Origin of the sequence: Marinibaculum pumilum (assembly GCF_042646425.1) — a bacterium.
Taxonomy (GTDB): Bacteria; Pseudomonadota; Alphaproteobacteria; order Ferrovibrionales; family Ferrovibrionaceae; genus Marinibaculum; species Marinibaculum pumilum.
The window spans coordinates 52,738-67,979 of sequence record NZ_JBHRTR010000023.1 but is presented as its reverse complement, the minus strand read 5'-3'; the positions used below and the strand labels follow the sequence as shown (position 1 = coordinate 67,979).

Below are 15,242 nucleotides of genomic sequence, written 5' to 3'. Positions count from 1 at the left end.
GCTACTCCGCCGCGCCGGCCGGTTCGGGCGCGGCGATATCCACCGGCGGGACGGACGGCACGTTCGGGCTCTGCCACTCCGCCTGCGAAGGATCCAGGGTGATCCGCCCGATCCGGTTGTTGAGGATGCCGCCGAGATAGAGATAGGCCCCGTGACGCCGTGCCGAGGTGATGGCCGGATAGTTCTGGCCGCGGCCCGGCGGGTCCCAGAGCGCGCGGGTGATCGCTCCCGCCGCATCCAGATGCAGGGCGCCGCCGCAGTTGAAGTTCGGCACCAGCCATTCGTCGCCCGGCAGCCGGCGGACCATGCGGTAGCGCAGGCCGGGATGGCGCAGCGCCAGCTCGTGCACCGGCGTGCGCAGCGCGAGGATGCCGATCCAATAGCCGCCCTCGGGGTCGGCATTGATATTGGCCGGGAAGCCGGGCAGGTCGTCGGCGAAGGTTTCCACCTGCCCCGCCCGCGGGCCGCTCAGCCAGAGCCGGGAGATCCGGGCCAGCCAGGTCTCCGCGAACAGGACCGAGCGGCCATCCGCGTCGAAGCAGACCCCGCTGGGAAAGACCAGCCGGTTCAGCAATGCCCGGGTGCGGCCGCTGGCCGGGTCGTAGGCCAGCAGGCGGCCGTTGGGGCGGCACTCGATGGCTTCCGTGATCCAGCTGCCGATGTCGTAGCGCACGCTGCTCTCGGAAAAGACGACAAGGCCGTCGGGGCCGATGTCGAGGTCGCAGGGCAGGATCAGCCGGGAATCGTCGCGCAGCCGCAGCAGGGTCGTGCCCGTGCGGTTGGTCAGCAGGTCGTGGCTGCCGTCGGGGCGCACCCGGTAGAGCCCCAGCCCGGCGACGCAGCAGTAGAGGTCCGCCCCCCGGAAGGCGAGGCCGCGGACCTGCCCGCCGATATTGGCGAACACCTCGCGGTCGCTGAAATGCGGACCCGAATAGCGGATCACCAGGCCGCCGGCGGTGCCGGTATAGACCCGGCCCTCGGCGTCGATCGCGACATCCTCCGGTGCGGCGAGGCGCAGTTCCCGGTCGTCGAGGATATAGTCCTCCTGGCCCAGGAAATCCTGGCCGCGAAAGCCGATGAAATAGGCACCGCGCAGGTCGTGGTTCAGCGCAGCGACAGAGCCGGCGGCCGGTGCCTTCAGCGCCACCGGTGCGGGATCGGTGTAGAAGCGCGCGATCGCCCGGTGCAGGTTCTTCAGCCATTTCACGTCGATGCCGACCGCGATCAGCAGCAGCACGCCCAGCAGCAGGAAGTTGACGCCGGCCTCGACGCCGTAGCGGACCAGGCCGTTGGTCAGCAGCAGGACCGTCAGCGCACCGATCAGGGCGCGCCCCATGGAGCCCTTGCCCCCCAGCAGGCTGACCCCGCCGAGCACGACGGCCGTCAGCGCCTCCATCTCCATGCCCAGCCCGGCATCCCGGCTGGGGCTGACGATGCGGGCGGCATAGAACATGCCGGCCAGGGCCGCGAGCATGCCGGAGGTGATGTAGGTGCCGCAGACCAGGCTGCGCACCGGCAGGCCGGCATGGCGCGCGGCCAGGCGGCCGGCGCCGACCGCGGTGACATGCCAGCCGATGCGCGAGCGGCTGAGCACCAGGTGGCCCAGCAGCGCGATGCCCAGCAGGACGACGAGATTGACCGGCAGGCCGGCGACGAAGCCTTCGCCCAGGAAGTACCAGAAGTCGGAGTCCGAATAGCCGGTGGCGATGTCGGTCGCGTAGTTGAAGATCAGCAGGTCGTAGGTGGCGCGGAAGATGATCAGGGTCGCCATCGTGGTCAGCAGCGCGCGGGCCCGCAGGAAGCCGATCAGCACGCCGTTCACCGCCCCCAGGAAGGCGCCCAGCAGGACCACCGCCGGGATCACGCCGCCAAGCGGCCATTCCAGCACCAGGTGCAGGAACAAGGTGGCGAAATTGGCCAGGGCGAAGGTCGAGCCGACGGAGATGTCGATGCCGCCGCCGATCAGCACGATCGCCATCGCCAGCGCGACCAGGCCAAAGCCAGCGAACTCCCGGCCCAGCAGCAGCATGCTGTCCACCGACAGGTAGTTCGGGATCAGGATCGAGAAGATCGCGACGACGGCGAGCAGCGCCGCGAAGGGCACGATCGTCTCGAACCACCGCTTCATCATCAGTTCGGCGAGCTGCTGGCGCGGCGCCCACAGGCGGCCCCAGCCCTCCCCCCGCCCGCCGATCGGCGCCAGGATGTTCATCGCATTTCCGTGAAATGGTTCAGATGGCGGCGGCCGGCCGGGACCGGCCGCCCTTCACGCCTATTTCCAGCAGCGACGCTCGACATTGTCCTTGTCGAGGATCTCCACCGGCGAATAGCCGGCCAGCCTGAAGGTGCCGGGCGGCTGGTTCATCTGCAGCAGGTACTTGATGGTCAGCATCACGTCGCGGCCCTGCTTCAGGTTGTCGACGCTCCAATAGCGGTCGAGGACGCCGTCCTTGATGGCATCGCAGATGAACTGCGGGTTCTCGCCGGTGGAATAGATGGTGACCTGGTCGGACTTGCCGGCCGCCTTGACGGCCTGGCCCGCACCCATGGTCATCGGCCCCCAATGGCCGACAATGGCGCAGAGGTCGGGATGCTGCTGCAGCGCGCTGGCGGTAATCTCGCGCGCCTTGTTCGGGTCCCACTGGGCGGCCTGGTCGACGACGATCTCGATACCGTCATGCCCTTCGAAGGCGGCCTTCAGGCCCTCGCTCTCCAGGATGCTGACATCGGAGGTCAGGTCGCCCTGGATATGGGCCACCTTGCCGGACTTGCCCTGGTCCCTGCTGCAGCGCGCGACGATATCCTCGCCCATGCCGCGGGCGATCTCCCGCCAGTTGCCGCCGACGAAGGCGTCGGTCTTGTAGTTCGACACCATGTTCAGCTGCACGACGTAGATGCCCGCCTCTTCCGCTTTGCGCAGCGCGCGGGCCAGCAGCTGGACGTCGAAATTGTGCACCACCAGGACGTCGGGCTTTTCCAGGATCAGCGCATTCACCGCCTGAGTCATCTTGGTGCTGGAGAAGGCGGCGTCGCGCATCTCCAGGGTCATGCCCAGATCCGCGGCCTCCTGACGCATCACCTGCGTCCAGCCGTCGGTCAGCGGCATGCCGGTCGCCTGCGGCACCCAGGCGATGGTCCTGCCCTTCGTCGCCTCGACGAAGCTGTCATACATCTCCGCTGAGCTCTTGAGGCGGGATTCCTGCGCCACCGCGCCGCCGGCCAATGCCAATACAAGCGCACCGCCGAAAAGTGCCTTCACCAGTTTCGTTTGCATTCCTTCCTCCACTGCGGCCGGGGCGTGCATGCGCCCCGCGTCGTTGCGGCCTACAGGGTGTCGCCCTGCTTGGCCGTCTCCTCGTCCACCCGGTGGAGCGCCCGGTCCAGCAGGACCGCCCCCACCAGCACGAAGCCCTTGATGACGTCCTGGACGTCGCTGTTGACATCGAGGATGACCATGCCGTCCAGCAGGGTCGCGATCAGCAAAGCCCCCGCCAGCACGCTCCACATTGAGCCGCGGCCGCCGACCAGGCTGATCCCGCCCAGGACCACGACCAGGATCACGTCGAAGATCATCGTCGACTGCACCACGCGCATGTCGATCGCCGCGGAAGCGGTGGCGAAAATCAGCCCGGCGAGGCAGGCGATGGCGCCGGAAATCATGTAGGTCAGCACGGTCAGCGGCCGCACCGGCGCACCGCTGAGGCGGGCCGCTTCCGCATTGTCGCCCTGCGCATAGACCAGGAAGCCCAGCGCCGTGCGGTTGAGCCAGAGCTGCACCGCCGCCATCAAGCCGATGAAGATCAGCGCCGGGTAGGGCACGCCCAGCAGGGTGCCCTGCGCCAGCTGCGCGAGACCCTGCTGCTTCGCCGGCAGGTACTGCACCGCGCCGTCGAGCAGGAACACCATGCCGAAGCCGAAGAACAGGATGCCGGTCGCCAGGGTCGCGAACAGCGCCGGGATCTCGACGAAGGCCACCATGATCCCGTTGAAGGCGCCCATCGCCAGCGCCAGAAGGGCGGACAGAAGCAGCGCCCAGGGCAGCGGCGTGCCGCCGTTCAGCAGCGACAGGACCAGGGCGGCGCTGGTGCCCATGATCGCGATCTGCGACAGGTCCACGCCGCGGCCGATCACCACGACCCCCATGCCGACAGCGAGAATCCCGAGCAGGGAGACGTTGAACAGCAGGTTCTCGATATTGCCGATGGCAAGGAAGCCCTTCAGGGCGACGCTGAACAGGAACACGAGCGCCGCCGTCAGCGACAGCACGATGCCTTCCTGCGTCCGCAGGAGCCGCAGCAGATGGCCGCGTCCTGCCGGCCTGCCCCCGGACGTCTGGAGAACCTCCGCTTCCATGTCCCCTCCCCGATGATCCGGCGCTCCGGCCGTTCGTTGCAGGCATCGTAGGAAAAATTGGACGGACGTACAAGCAATTCCTGGGGTATGCGAATCTATCGTTCGCCTGTCCGCCTCCCGCCCCAACCGGCGGCAGGCGTCACGCCGCCTTGCTGTATCCTGAGATTGCCTGGCCGAAGGCCTCGAACAGGGCGCGGTTCACCGGGTTGGTCTGCGGGTCGTACTCGGCATGCCATTGCACGCCGAGGGCGAAGCCCTTGGCGCCGTCGACCCGGATCGCCTCGATCGTCTCGTCCTCGGCCACGCCTTCCACGACCACCCGCGGGCCGGCCTGCATGATGCCCTGGCCGTGCAGGGAGTTCACCCGGATCAGGTCGCGGCCCATGATCCGCGCGAAAGCACCGCCGGGCGCCAGGCGGACCTCGTGGCGGTCGGCGAACACCACCTCCTGGTCGGGATGGATCTCGCCGTTCGGCAGACGCGGCATGCGGTGGTTCATGCGGCCCGGCAGGTTGCGGATCTCCGGGTGCAGGGTGCTGCCATAGGCGACCGCCATCTCCTGGAAGCCGCGGCAGATCGCCAGCAGCGGCACGCCGCGGTCGACACAGGCCTCGACCAGCGCCAGGGCCAGCGAGTCCCGCCGGGCGTCGTAGGGTTCGTGGGCCGGATCCTCCGCCAAGCCGAAGCGGGAGGGGTGCACGTTGGCGCGGGCGCCGGTCAGGACGATGCCGTCGACGGTCGCCAGCAGCGCTTCCATGTCGGTGATCTCCGGACAGCCGGCGAAGGTCAGCGGCAGCGCGCCGCAGACCTGGGCCAGGGCCCAGAGATTGCGCTCCCCTACCAGTTGGCAGGCGAAGCGGTTCTCGATCAGGTGGTGGTTGCCGATCACGCCGACGACGGGCCTGGTCATGCTGCCGCCCTCATGCTGCCGCCCTCAGGTCGCCGAAGGCATCCTCCAGCCGGCCCAGCGCGTCCTCCAGGATCGGCCGCGGGGTGGCGAAGTTGAAGCGCATCCAGCTCTCGCCGCCCGGGCCGAACTGCTCCCCCGGGCTGGCGAAGATGCGCGCGCCCTCCGCGACCCGCCGCGCCACCTCCTCCGGCGGCAGGCCGGTGCCGGAGAAATCGACCCAGCCCAGATAGGTGGCGTCGAGCCGCATCGAGCGGGCGCCCGGCGCCGCCGCCTCGATGCGCGCGTCCAGCAGGTCGCGATTACCCTGCAGGTAGGGCAGCAGCGCGTCGAGCCAGGACTCCCCGGTGCGCCAGGCGGCCTCCGTCGCGGTCATCCCGAAGCCATTGTAGGAGCCCAGACCGGCGGCATTGATCCGCGCGTCCAGCTTCGCCTTCAGCGCCGGGTTGGTGGTGATGCAGGCGCCGACATGGGCGCCGGCCAGGTTGAAGGTTTTGGTCGCGGCCATGCAGGTGATCAGCCGGTCCGCCACCTCCGGCGCCGCGGTCAGGGTCGGCACGTGCCGCGCGCCGTCGAACACCAGGTCGCAGTGGATCTCGTCGGAGACCAGGACCAGGTCGCGCTCGATACAGAGCTGCGCCAGGGCGCCCAGTTCCTCCGCCGTCCAGACGGTGCCGCCCGGGTTGTGCGGGCTGCACAGGAACACGGCGCGGCTGCGCGGGGTCAGCTTCGCCGTCATCGCCTCCAGGTCCATGACATAGCGGCCGTTCCGCTCCTCCAGCGGCACGTCCAGGATGCTGCGGCCATTGGCGCGGATGATCTTGCGGAAGGCATGGTAGGCCGGCGGGAAGACGACGATCTCGTCGCCCGGCTCGCTCACCGCCTGCTGGATCAGGCCCAGGGCGGAGACGATGCCCGGGGTCGGGCTGACCCAGGCCGGATCGACCGCCAGCCCGTGGCGCCGCCCCGCCCATTCCGCCAGCGCCGCGGCCCAGGAGCCGGTATCGGCATAATAGCCGTGGGTGGCGCGCGCGACCTCTTCCATCAGCGCCTCGGTCACACCCGGCGGCGCGGCGAAGTCCATGTCGGCCACCCACATCGGGATCGCATCCTCGGCCGTGATCCCGGACAGCTTCGCCATGCTGTCCCACTTCGCCGCGTGGCTGCCGCGGCGGTCGATGATGCGGTCGAAATCGAACATGAAGGGGCCGGTCCTCGTTGCTGCTGCGCGGCCCGGCGCGGCGGCACGGCGCCGCGCCGGGACCGCACATTTCTAAAGGAGGCGGTGGTCACAAATCCAGCCATTCGCCGGGCAGGGCCGGATTGCGGGCCTTCGCACCGCCTTCTTCGCGTTCCCCGCAACCAATTGGAAACCCTCGCAATCCAAACTATCGCCTCGACACAAGTGTTTGCATTTCCGGTGCGCGCAGGAGGTCCCGCGCTTTGGCTGGTACCAGAGGGGTAGTGATGATGTTCGGTTCGCTCTCGATCCGCGCCCGCATGATGGGTATGGCCGCCTGTGCCGTGATTGCCTTGTCGGTGCTGTTTGCCATTCAGTTTGCCGCCGGCGGCGACGTGGCAGATGCCACCGAACGCACCCGCATGCTGCAGGGCGACATCACGACCGTCTCCGACCTTCAGCTGGCAAATACCGAGATGCTGCTGGCGGCGATGGACTCCATCATCGACAAGGAAGAAGGCAGCATCCAGCCGGAGCGCCAGCAGGTGATCGACGATGCGGTCACCCTGATCCGCGGCAATGCATCGACCGTGCGGGACCTGGCGACCGCGGTCGGCCGCCCGGACCTGGCTCAGGGCTTCGCCCGCGACTTCGACGCGGTGGCGCGGGCGATCCAGGTCGACCTGGCGCAGGCGATCTCCAGCAATGCAGGGCCGGAGGCCTTTGCCAGGCTGGACGATATCATCGACGACAGCGGCGAGCGTGTGGCAGAAACCCTTCGCCTGGTGAAGCAGGCCGGCACTGCCGCCGTCACACAGGCGCTCGACGAGACTGAGGCAACGGTCGACGGCTCCGTCACCGGCGCGGTCATCACCTACCTCGTCGCGCTGGCGATCCTGCTGCCGCTGCTGGCGATCGTCACCATGGGCATCGTACGCGCCCTGTCCGGCATGACGGCCAGCATGCGCCAGCTTGCCGACGGCAATCTGTCGGTCGAGATTCCCTTCGCCGGCCGCAACGACGAGATCGGCCAGATGGCCCGCTCCGTCCAGGTCTTCAAGGACAATGCCGTGGAGGCGGAGCGGCTTCGCCGCGAGCGGCAGAGCACCGAGGAACGGGCGCAGGAGGAAAAGCAGCGCGCGATGCGCGACCTTGCCGACCGCTTCCAGGCGGAGGTGGGCGAGGTCGTCGCCTCCGTAAGGAAGGCCAACAGCAGGCTGGACGGCACGGCGCGGTCGATGTCCGAGATCGCCGAACGGACCAGCGCCCAGGCCAGGGCGGCCTCGAACGCCGCGCAAGCCTCCGCCTCCAACGTGGAGACGGTTGCAGCCGCAACGGAGGAACTGAGCAGTTCCACCGCGGAAATCGGCAGCCAGGTGGCGAAATCGACCGGCATGGCGAAGTCGGCGGTCGAGGAGGTCAGCAATGCCAACCGGCAGGTGCAGAGCCTGGCAGAGGCCGCTGAGAAGATCGGCACAGTGGTCGACCTGATCCGCGACATCGCCGAACAGACCAACCTGCTGGCCCTGAACGCGACGATCGAGGCGGCCCGTGCCGGGGAAGCCGGCAAGGGCTTCGCCGTCGTGGCGCAGGAGGTGAAGTCGCTGGCGACCCAGACCGCCAAGGCCACCGGCGAGATCGGCGGCCATATCTCACGGGTGCAGACGGAGACCAGGGACGCCGTCGGTGCGATCGATTCGATCCGTAGCACGATCGCCCAGATCGAGGAGACGGCCTCGTCGATCGCGGCGGCCGTAGAGGAACAGAGCGCCGCCACCGGCGAAATCTCCCGCAACATCCAGGAGGCGGCCTCCGGTTCGCAGGACGTGACCCGCAACATCGACGGGGTCAGTGCCGAAGCACAGACCTCCGGCAGTGCCGCGGCCGAGGTGCTGGCCTCGGTGCAGGAGATGTCGCGGCAGACGGAAGCGCTCGGCAACCGTGTCGATCGCTTCCTGAAGGAAATCAACGCGGCCTGACGCGGGGTGCGCCGGGTCCCGCGTCGCCCCTACTCCACTGATCCCTACTCCGCCGGTGCCTTCGGCGACCAGAGGATGGTTTCCGCCTCCTTCTCGTAGGCCATGCCGTCCGGATAGCTGATCGCCTCGAACTGCAGGCCCCAGGGCGCCTGGAAATACATGATCGTCTGGCCGGCGGCCGGCCCCTGCTCCACCGGCAGCGGGCCGAGCCGGGTGGCGACACCCTTGCCCTCCAGATAGGCCTTTGCGGCGGCCACGTCGTCGACATAGAAGGCGATGTGATAGCCGCCGATATCGCTGTTGCGCGGCGTGGCGTCGACCTGGTCCGGCGCGGTGTACTTGAACAGCTCGATATTGGAGCCGAAGCCGCAGCGCAGCAGGGTGATCTCCTCAATCACCGCGCGGGGATGCACACCGAGCAGGTCCTGCATGAAGCTGCCGGTATCGTCGCGGAACGGCCCGAATGACATCGCCTTGGCGCAGCCCAGGACCTCGGTGAAGAAGGTCACCGCCTGCGCCATGTCAGGCACCGTGATGCCGGTATGGTCATGCCCGCGCATGCCCGGGATACCCTGGGCCCTGGCGTCGTCTGCCGCCACCAGGCTTGCGCCCCCGCACAGGACCGCCAGTATCGCGGCGGCCCGCGCCATCCGCCGAACACCTTCACGCATCGCTGCAACTCCCCTCTTCTTGTCCGGCGTCCCGCATGGTCGCCCCGCCGGTGCGACAAGTGTATCCTGGTCGGAAAGTATAGCCTGGGCCGGGGCGGCGGTCGCGCGCGTCGCGGAAGATCTTTGGTTTTGCCTTCCGCCCGGCTATCACAGGCGGTCATTCCCGCCACCGGACGCCGCCGCCGCCCGAGCATGCCCTGCCCCAGCCTGATGCGAAATCCCGCACCGTGATTCAGACCGACGACATCGCCTTCGACATCCTGTTCGAGGCGGCCCCCAATCCCTACGTGCTGATGGACGCCTCCTTCCGGCTGGTCTGGATGAACCAGGCCTATCTGCAGGTCACCATGCGGACCCGGGATGAACTGGTCGGCCGCAACATGTTCGAGGCCTTTCCCAGCGACCCGGCTTCGGAAAGCCACCGGCAGCTCCGCACCTCGCTGGAGCGGGTGGTGCAGACCCGCTCGGCCGACCAGATCCCGCTGATCCATTATGCGATCCCGCGCCCCGACGGCGGCTTCGACGAGCGATTCTGGAGTGCCACCCATACGCCGCTGCTGGGCGATGACGGCGCGGTGCGGCTGATCCTGCAGCACACCGTCGACGTCACCGAGCTGCAGGTCCTGCGCGGCCTGGCGGCCCGCGCGCCGCGGCACAGCGCCGTCACCACCCAGGTCGAGGGCTCGGTGCTGCGGCATGCGCAGCGCATCGAGGAGACCAGCCGCGCCCTGGCGCAGGAGCGCGACCAGCTGCGCCAGCTGTTCCAGCAGGCGCCCAGCTTCATGGCGGTCCTGGAAGGGCCGGAGCATGTCTATACCCTGGCCAACGACTCCTATGCCCGGCTGGTCGGTCCGCGCCAGCTGCTGGGCCGGTCGGTGGCGGAGGTGCTGCCGGAAGTGGAGCGCCAGGGCTTCGTGCGGCTGCTGGACCAGGTCTATGCCACCGGCCGGCCCTATGTCGGGCAGGCCGAGCGGATCCTGCTGGAGGATCCCGGCGGCGGCCCGCCCCAGGAGCATTTCCTGGATTTCGTCTACCAGCCGATCCGCGACGGCGCCGGACAGATCTCCGGCATCTTCGTGCAGGGCCATGACCTGACCCGCCAGAAACAGGCGGAGGCGGCGCGTCGGGCGGAGACCCGCGCCCTGGAAGTGCTGAACCGCACCGGCGCGGAGGTTGCCGCCGAACTCGACCTCGACCGGCTGGTGACCAAGATCACCGATGCCGGGGTCGAGCTGTCGGGCGCCCGCTACGGCGCCTTCTTCTACAATGTCGAGGCGGAGATCGGCGCCGCCTATACCCTCTATGCCCTGTCGGGCGCACCGGCCGAGGCGTTCGAGGGCTTCCCGATGCCGCGCGCCACCGAGCTTTTCGGCCCCACCTATCGCGGCGAGGAGGTGGTGCGCTGCGCCGACGTGCTGGTCGATCCGCGCTACGGCCGCAGCGGTCCGCATCACGGCCTGCCGGCGGGGCATCTGCCGGTGCGCAGCTATCTTGCGGTGCCGGTGAAGTCCCGCTCCGGCGACGTCATCGGCGGACTGTTCTTCGGCCATCCGGAGCCGGGCATGTTCAGCGACCGCTCCGAACGGCTGGTGCTGGGCCTTGCGGCGCAGGCGGCTGTGGCGATCGACAATGCGCGCCTGTTCCAGGCCGCGGAGCGCCAGATCGCACAGCGCCGGGAGGCGGAGAACGCGCTGCAGGCGCTGAACGCCACCCTCGAGGAGCAGGTCGCGGCCCGCACCGCGGAACTGCGCGAGAGCGAGGAGGCCCTGCACCATGCCCAGAAGATGGAAGCGGTCGGCAAGCTGACCGGCGGCATCGCGCACGATTTCAACAACCTGCTGCAGGTGATCGCGGGCAACCTGCAGCTGCTGTCCAAGGACGTCGCCGGCCGGGAGAAGGCGGAGGAGCGGCTGCAGAACGCGCTGGCCGGCGTCGCGCGCGGCTCCAAGCTGGCGGCGCAGCTGCTGGCCTTCGGCCGGCGGCAACCGCTGGCGCCGAAGGTGATCAATGCCGGCCGCCTGATCGCGCGGCTGGACGACATGCTGCGCCGCGCCCTGGGCGAAGGGGTCGAACTGGAGACGGTTCTTGCCGGCGGCCTGTGGAACACGCTGGCGGACCCGACCCAGGTGGAGAACGCGCTGCTGAACCTGGCGATCAACGCCCGCGACGCGATGGACGGTCATGGCCGGCTGACCCTGGAAGCCGGCAATGCCTATCTGGACGAAGGCTATGCCAGCCGCCATGACGTGACGCCCGGCCAGTACGTGATGCTGGCCGTCACCGATACCGGCCGCGGCATGGCCGCCGAGGTGCTGGACCAGGCCTTCGAGCCGTTCTTCACCACGAAACCCGAGGGCCAGGGGACCGGGCTCGGCCTGAGCCAGGTCTACGGCTTCGTGCGGCAGTCGGACGGCCATGTGAAGATCTACAGCGAACCCGGCGAAGGCACGACGGTGCGGATCTACCTGCCGCGCAGCGACCAGGCCGAGGATGCGCCGGCGCCCCGCGACCGCGGGCCGGTGACCGGCGGCAGCGAGACGATCCTGGTGGTGGAGGATGACGAGAATGTCCGCACCACGGTGGTCGACATGCTGTCCGACCTCGGCTACCGGGTGCTGATGGCGAAGGACGCGCAGAGCGCCCTGATCGTCATCGAGAGCGGCGCGGCGATCGACCTGCTGTTCACCGATGTCGTGATGCCCGGCCCCCTGCGCAGCACCGAGCTGGCCCGCAAGGCAAAGGCCCTGCTGCCGGGAATCGCCGTTCTGTTCACCTCCGGCTATACCGAGAACGCGATCGTCCATGGCGGCAGGTTGGACCGCGACGTCGAGCTGCTGAGCAAGCCCTATGCGCGCGAGGACCTGGCCCACAAGATCCGCGAGGTGCTGCGGCGCAACAGCGGAACGGCGGATGCCCACAGCGTGGGCCGGCAGCCGGTCGAGGTCCGGGCCGCAGAAGGGCGAGTGGACGGCGCCGATATCCCCGCCGCGCCTGCGGCCGGCCTGCGGATCCTGCTGGTGGAGGACGATGCCATGATCCGCTGGTCGACGGCGGACATGCTCGCCGATCTCGGCCACCAGGTGGTGGAGGCCGGCGATGCCGGTGCCGCCCTGGCGGCGCTGGACAGCGACGGCCCGGTCGACCTGCTGTTCGCCGATGTCGGGCTGCCGGACCGGCCGGGCGGCGAGCTTGCGGTCGAGGTCCGCCGCCGCCATCCGCGGACCGGCATCGTCTTCGCGACCGGCCGGGACGAGATGCCGGCGGAGGTCGCCGACATGCCCGCCCCAGCCCCGGTGCTGCTGGTCAAGCCCTATGACGAGAGGCGCCTGTCAGCCGCCCTGCTGGCTGCCCTGCCGGACTGAGGCTGCCGCCACCCGGCCCGGGCGGCGGAGCTCCCGTGCCCCGGCACCGCCGGGGCTGCCGGTCAGAGCGTCTATTTTCAGAGCATGTAGTCGCCGCCGTTCATATTCATGCTGGCGCCGCAGAAATAGGACCCTTCGTCGGAGGCCAGGAGCAGCACCGCCGGCGCCACCTCGCCCACCTCGCCGAAGCGGCCGGCGGGCAGTTCGCCCTTCTTCATCTCCAGCCAGTCCTGCGGGATGGAGCGCAGCAGCGGGGTGTTGATCGGCCCCGGACAGAGCGCATTCACCGAGATGCCGTCGCGGGCGACCTCGTAGGCCAGGCTCTTCACGAAGCCCAGCACCCCGGCCTTGGCCGCGCAGTAATGCGCCATCGTTGGCGCGCCCTTATGCGCCAGCTGCGACGAGGTGCAGATGATCCGGCCCCAACCCTTCGCCTTCATGTCCGGAATCGCCAGCTTCGACGCCAGGAACACGCTGCGCAGATTGACGTGGATCATCCGGTCCCACTGTTCCACCGACATCTCCGCCACCGGGCTGGTGAAATCGATGCCGGCATTGGCGAACAGGATGTCGACCGGGCCGAAATGCCCCTTCACCTTGGCAAAGGCGTCGGTGATCTGCGCCTCGTCCGCGGCATCGGCCTGGACCGCATAGGCCGCATCGCCCAGTTCGCCCGCCAGCGCCTGCGCCGCCTCGAGGTTGAGGTCCACCAGCGCCACCTTGGCGCCGGCGCCGACGAAGGTGCGCGTCACCGCCTCGCCGATTCCGCTGCCCGCGCCCGTTACCAGAGCGACCTTGCCGTCCAACCTGAACATGCCTTCTCCCCTCTCCCAGAAGCCTCGATGCGGTGCCCGTTGCATGCCTATGCGAATCCGGACTCGCCTGCATTAGGAATATCGGGGTAAGCTGCGGGCAAGCAAAAAATTTTCAGTACAAGAAACTCGCGGGGGTTACGGCAGACGGCGACCCGGGGCCTGGCGGCAGCCAGGCCGGGATCCCGGGGCGTGTGGCTTCAGAGCGGGCGCTGCGAATCCTGTGGCACGCCCGCCGAACAACGGGGGCAACCATGAAAGACAAGAATCTCATCCTTCCGTCCGCATTTTCGATGGACCGGCGGACCCTGCTGAAGGGCAGTGCCGCGGCTGGCGGCCTGGCCGCTTTCGGCGGCACCCTGGGCGCCTTCCTGCCCGGCCCGATGGGTGCCCGGAACGCCTTTGCCGCCTCGCCGCCGCACACCCTGGTCATCGCCTCCCCGGCAACGCCGCAGAGCCTGGACAGCGAGTTCGACGTCTCGCTCGGCACCTTCGAGGCGATCGCCGCCTGCTATGACAGCCTGGTGGAGTTCGCCAAGATTCCGGCGCCGGCCGACCCCGACGCGCAGCGCGAGGATATTGCCGACTATCCCGACAAGCCCGGCCGGGTGAACATGGTCGGCAAGCTGGCGGAAAGCTGGGAGATCGCGCCGGATTCCAGCTGGATCAAGTTCAAACTGCGCGAAGGCGTGAAGAGCAACTGGGGCAACGAGCTGACCGCCGAGGACGTGGTCTGGACCTGGCACCGCAAGCTCGGGCTGGAGGCGATCGGCGCCTTCTTCGCCAATACCATCAGCTTCATTCGGCCGGACCAGATCAAGGCCGAGGGCAAGTACGTCGTCTCCCTGACCCTCGACAATCCGAACCCGCTGCTGCTGAAGATCCAGCCGAACCTGTACAGCCCGATCTACGATTCGGTGAAGTGCAAGGAGATGGCGACCGACGACGATCCCTGGGCGAAGAAGTTCCTGGAGAACAACACCGCCGGCTTCGGCCCCTACCAGATCACGCAGCTGGTCCGCGGCCAGCAATGCGTGTTCGAGGCGCGCGACGACTATTACCGCGGCAAGCCCTACATGCACACGGTGATCATGAAGGAGGTGCCGACGTCGGCCAACCGGGCGCAGCTGCTGCAGGGCGGCGCGGTCGACATCGCCCAGTACCTGCAGCCGCTGGAGCTGATCCGGCTGTCGAAGGCGCCCGGCGTGGCGGTCGACACGATCCCCGCCACCTTCATGCTGTGGATCGAGCTGAACGCGAAGATCAAGCCGTTCGACAATGTCGACGTGCGCCGCGCGATGAACTTCGCCTTCCCGCAGGAGCAGGTGCTGAAGACGGTCTTCCAGGACCTGGCGCAGCCCCTCAACGGCGCCCTGCCCGCCTTCTATCCGGGCTTCAACGAGAAGTACTACGAGTTCCACAAGCAGGACCTCGCCCAGGCGAAGGAGCTGCTGAAGAAGGCCGGCATGGCCGACGGCTTCAAGACGGTGCTGTCCTACAATGCCGGCGACCCGGTGCAGGAGCCGACGGCGATCCTGTACCAGTCGGCGCTGAAGGAGATCGGCGTCGACCTGCAGCTCCGGAAGGTGCCGGCGGCGACCTTCTACAACTTCGTCTCGCAGCGCGAGCAGCCGATGATCTTCTACTACGACAGCCCGTGGTGCCCGGATCCCGGCTACTCGATGAACCTGTACTTCCACTCCAAGTCGTTCGTGAACTACAGCAACTACACGAACGCGAAGGTGGACGAGCTGATCGATGCCGCCGCGCGCACCGCCGACAACGATGCCCGGCTGGAGATGATGGACGAGGTCCAGAAGATCGTGATGAAGGAGGCCCCCTGGGTCTTCGTCGCCTTCACCAACTATTCGATGGCACGGCGCGAAGACCTCAAGGGCTGGACCTACTACACCTCCAACAACATCCGCTTCCAGGACTTCTATCGCGACGCCTGACCGTCGGCGCGCCGGCCGGGGGC

General features: G+C 68.4%; 10 protein-coding genes. 3 read left to right on the top strand and 7 right to left on the bottom strand.

Going from position 1 to position 15,242, the window contains the following annotated elements; genetic code table 11:
* Nucleotide 1 precedes the first annotated feature (1 nt).
* From ACFOGJ_RS09380 to ACFOGJ_RS09360, 5 genes are all read right to left on the bottom strand, one after another.
* The gene (locus tag ACFOGJ_RS09380) at nt 2–2,212 is read right to left on the bottom strand and encodes an ABC transporter permease (protein WP_379899609.1); all 2,211 of its coding nucleotides are present in this window, start codon (nt 2,210–2,212) and stop codon (nt 2–4) included.
* A gap of 60 nt (nt 2,213–2,272) precedes the next feature.
* The gene (locus ACFOGJ_RS09375) at nt 2,273–3,274 is read right to left on the bottom strand and encodes a sugar ABC transporter substrate-binding protein (protein ID WP_379899607.1); all 1,002 of its coding nucleotides are present in this window, start codon (nt 3,272–3,274) and stop codon (nt 2,273–2,275) included.
* A 50-nt stretch (nt 3,275–3,324) separates the two neighbouring features.
* Nucleotides 3,325–4,266: an ABC transporter permease gene (locus ACFOGJ_RS09370; protein WP_379899606.1), complete on the bottom strand. Its 942-nt coding sequence runs from the start codon at nt 4,264–4,266 to the stop codon at nt 3,325–3,327.
* A gap of 226 nt (nt 4,267–4,492) precedes the next feature.
* Nucleotides 4,493–5,263, bottom strand: a complete 771-nt coding sequence (locus ACFOGJ_RS09365) for a gamma-glutamyl-gamma-aminobutyrate hydrolase family protein (protein WP_379899605.1) — start codon at nt 5,261–5,263, stop codon at nt 4,493–4,495.
* A gap of 10 nt (nt 5,264–5,273) precedes the next feature.
* Nucleotides 5,274–6,461, bottom strand: a complete 1,188-nt coding sequence (locus tag ACFOGJ_RS09360; protein WP_379899604.1) for a MalY/PatB family protein — start codon at nt 6,459–6,461, stop codon at nt 5,274–5,276.
* Nucleotides 6,462–6,703: 242 nt separating this feature from the next.
* Between ACFOGJ_RS09360 and ACFOGJ_RS09355 the strand changes: the two genes are divergently transcribed.
* On the top strand, nt 6,704–8,419 hold the full coding sequence (locus tag ACFOGJ_RS09355; protein WP_379899603.1) for a methyl-accepting chemotaxis protein: 1,716 nt from the start codon (nt 6,704–6,706) through the stop codon (nt 8,417–8,419).
* 44 nt (nt 8,420–8,463) lie between these two features.
* Here ACFOGJ_RS09355 and ACFOGJ_RS09350 read toward each other — a convergent pair whose 3' ends face one another.
* Nucleotides 8,464–9,090: a VOC family protein gene (locus ACFOGJ_RS09350; RefSeq protein ID WP_379899602.1), complete on the bottom strand. Its 627-nt coding sequence runs from the start codon at nt 9,088–9,090 to the stop codon at nt 8,464–8,466.
* Nucleotides 9,091–9,317: 227 nt separating this feature from the next.
* Between ACFOGJ_RS09350 and ACFOGJ_RS09345 the strand changes: the two genes are divergently transcribed.
* Entirely contained in the window at nt 9,318–12,452 is a 3,135-nt protein-coding gene (locus ACFOGJ_RS09345; protein ID WP_379899601.1) for a PAS domain-containing protein, read from the top strand.
* Nucleotides 12,453–12,529: 77 nt separating this feature from the next.
* Here ACFOGJ_RS09345 and ACFOGJ_RS09340 read toward each other — a convergent pair whose 3' ends face one another.
* On the bottom strand, nt 12,530–13,267 hold the full coding sequence (locus tag ACFOGJ_RS09340) for an SDR family NAD(P)-dependent oxidoreductase (RefSeq protein WP_379899600.1): 738 nt from the start codon (nt 13,265–13,267) through the stop codon (nt 12,530–12,532).
* Between the two features lie 290 nt (nt 13,268–13,557).
* On the opposite strand from ACFOGJ_RS09340, the gene ACFOGJ_RS09335 reads away from it, so the two are divergent.
* Nucleotides 13,558–15,219 carry an ABC transporter substrate-binding protein gene (locus ACFOGJ_RS09335; protein WP_379899599.1) on the top strand — a complete coding sequence of 554 codons (1,662 nt, stop codon included), beginning with the start codon at nt 13,558–13,560 and terminating at the stop codon, nt 15,217–15,219.
* Nucleotides 15,220–15,242: the final 23 nt, after the last annotated feature.

Bases quoted from the DNA above. Each gene is read 5' to 3' on its own strand.
- ACFOGJ_RS09380 (WP_379899609.1), bottom strand. From the start codon at position 2,212: ATGAACATCCTGGCGCCGATCGGCGGGCGGGGGGAGGGCTGGGGCCGC.
- ACFOGJ_RS09375 (WP_379899607.1), bottom strand. From the start codon at position 3,274: ATGCAAACGAAACTGGTGAAGGCACTTTTCGGCGGTGCGCTTGTATTG.
- ACFOGJ_RS09365 (WP_379899605.1), bottom strand. From the start codon at position 5,263: ATGACCAGGCCCGTCGTCGGCGTGATCGGCAACCACCACCTGATCGAG.
- ACFOGJ_RS09360 (WP_379899604.1), bottom strand. From the start codon at position 6,461: ATGTTCGATTTCGACCGCATCATCGACCGCCGCGGCAGCCACGCGGCG.
- ACFOGJ_RS09350 (WP_379899602.1), bottom strand. From the start codon at position 9,090: ATGCGTGAAGGTGTTCGGCGGATGGCGCGGGCCGCCGCGATACTGGCG.
- ACFOGJ_RS09340 (WP_379899600.1), bottom strand. From the start codon at position 13,267: ATGTTCAGGTTGGACGGCAAGGTCGCTCTGGTAACGGGCGCGGGCAGC.
- ACFOGJ_RS09335 (WP_379899599.1), top strand. From the start codon at position 13,558: ATGGACCGGCGGACCCTGCTGAAGGGCAGTGCCGCGGCTGGCGGCCTG.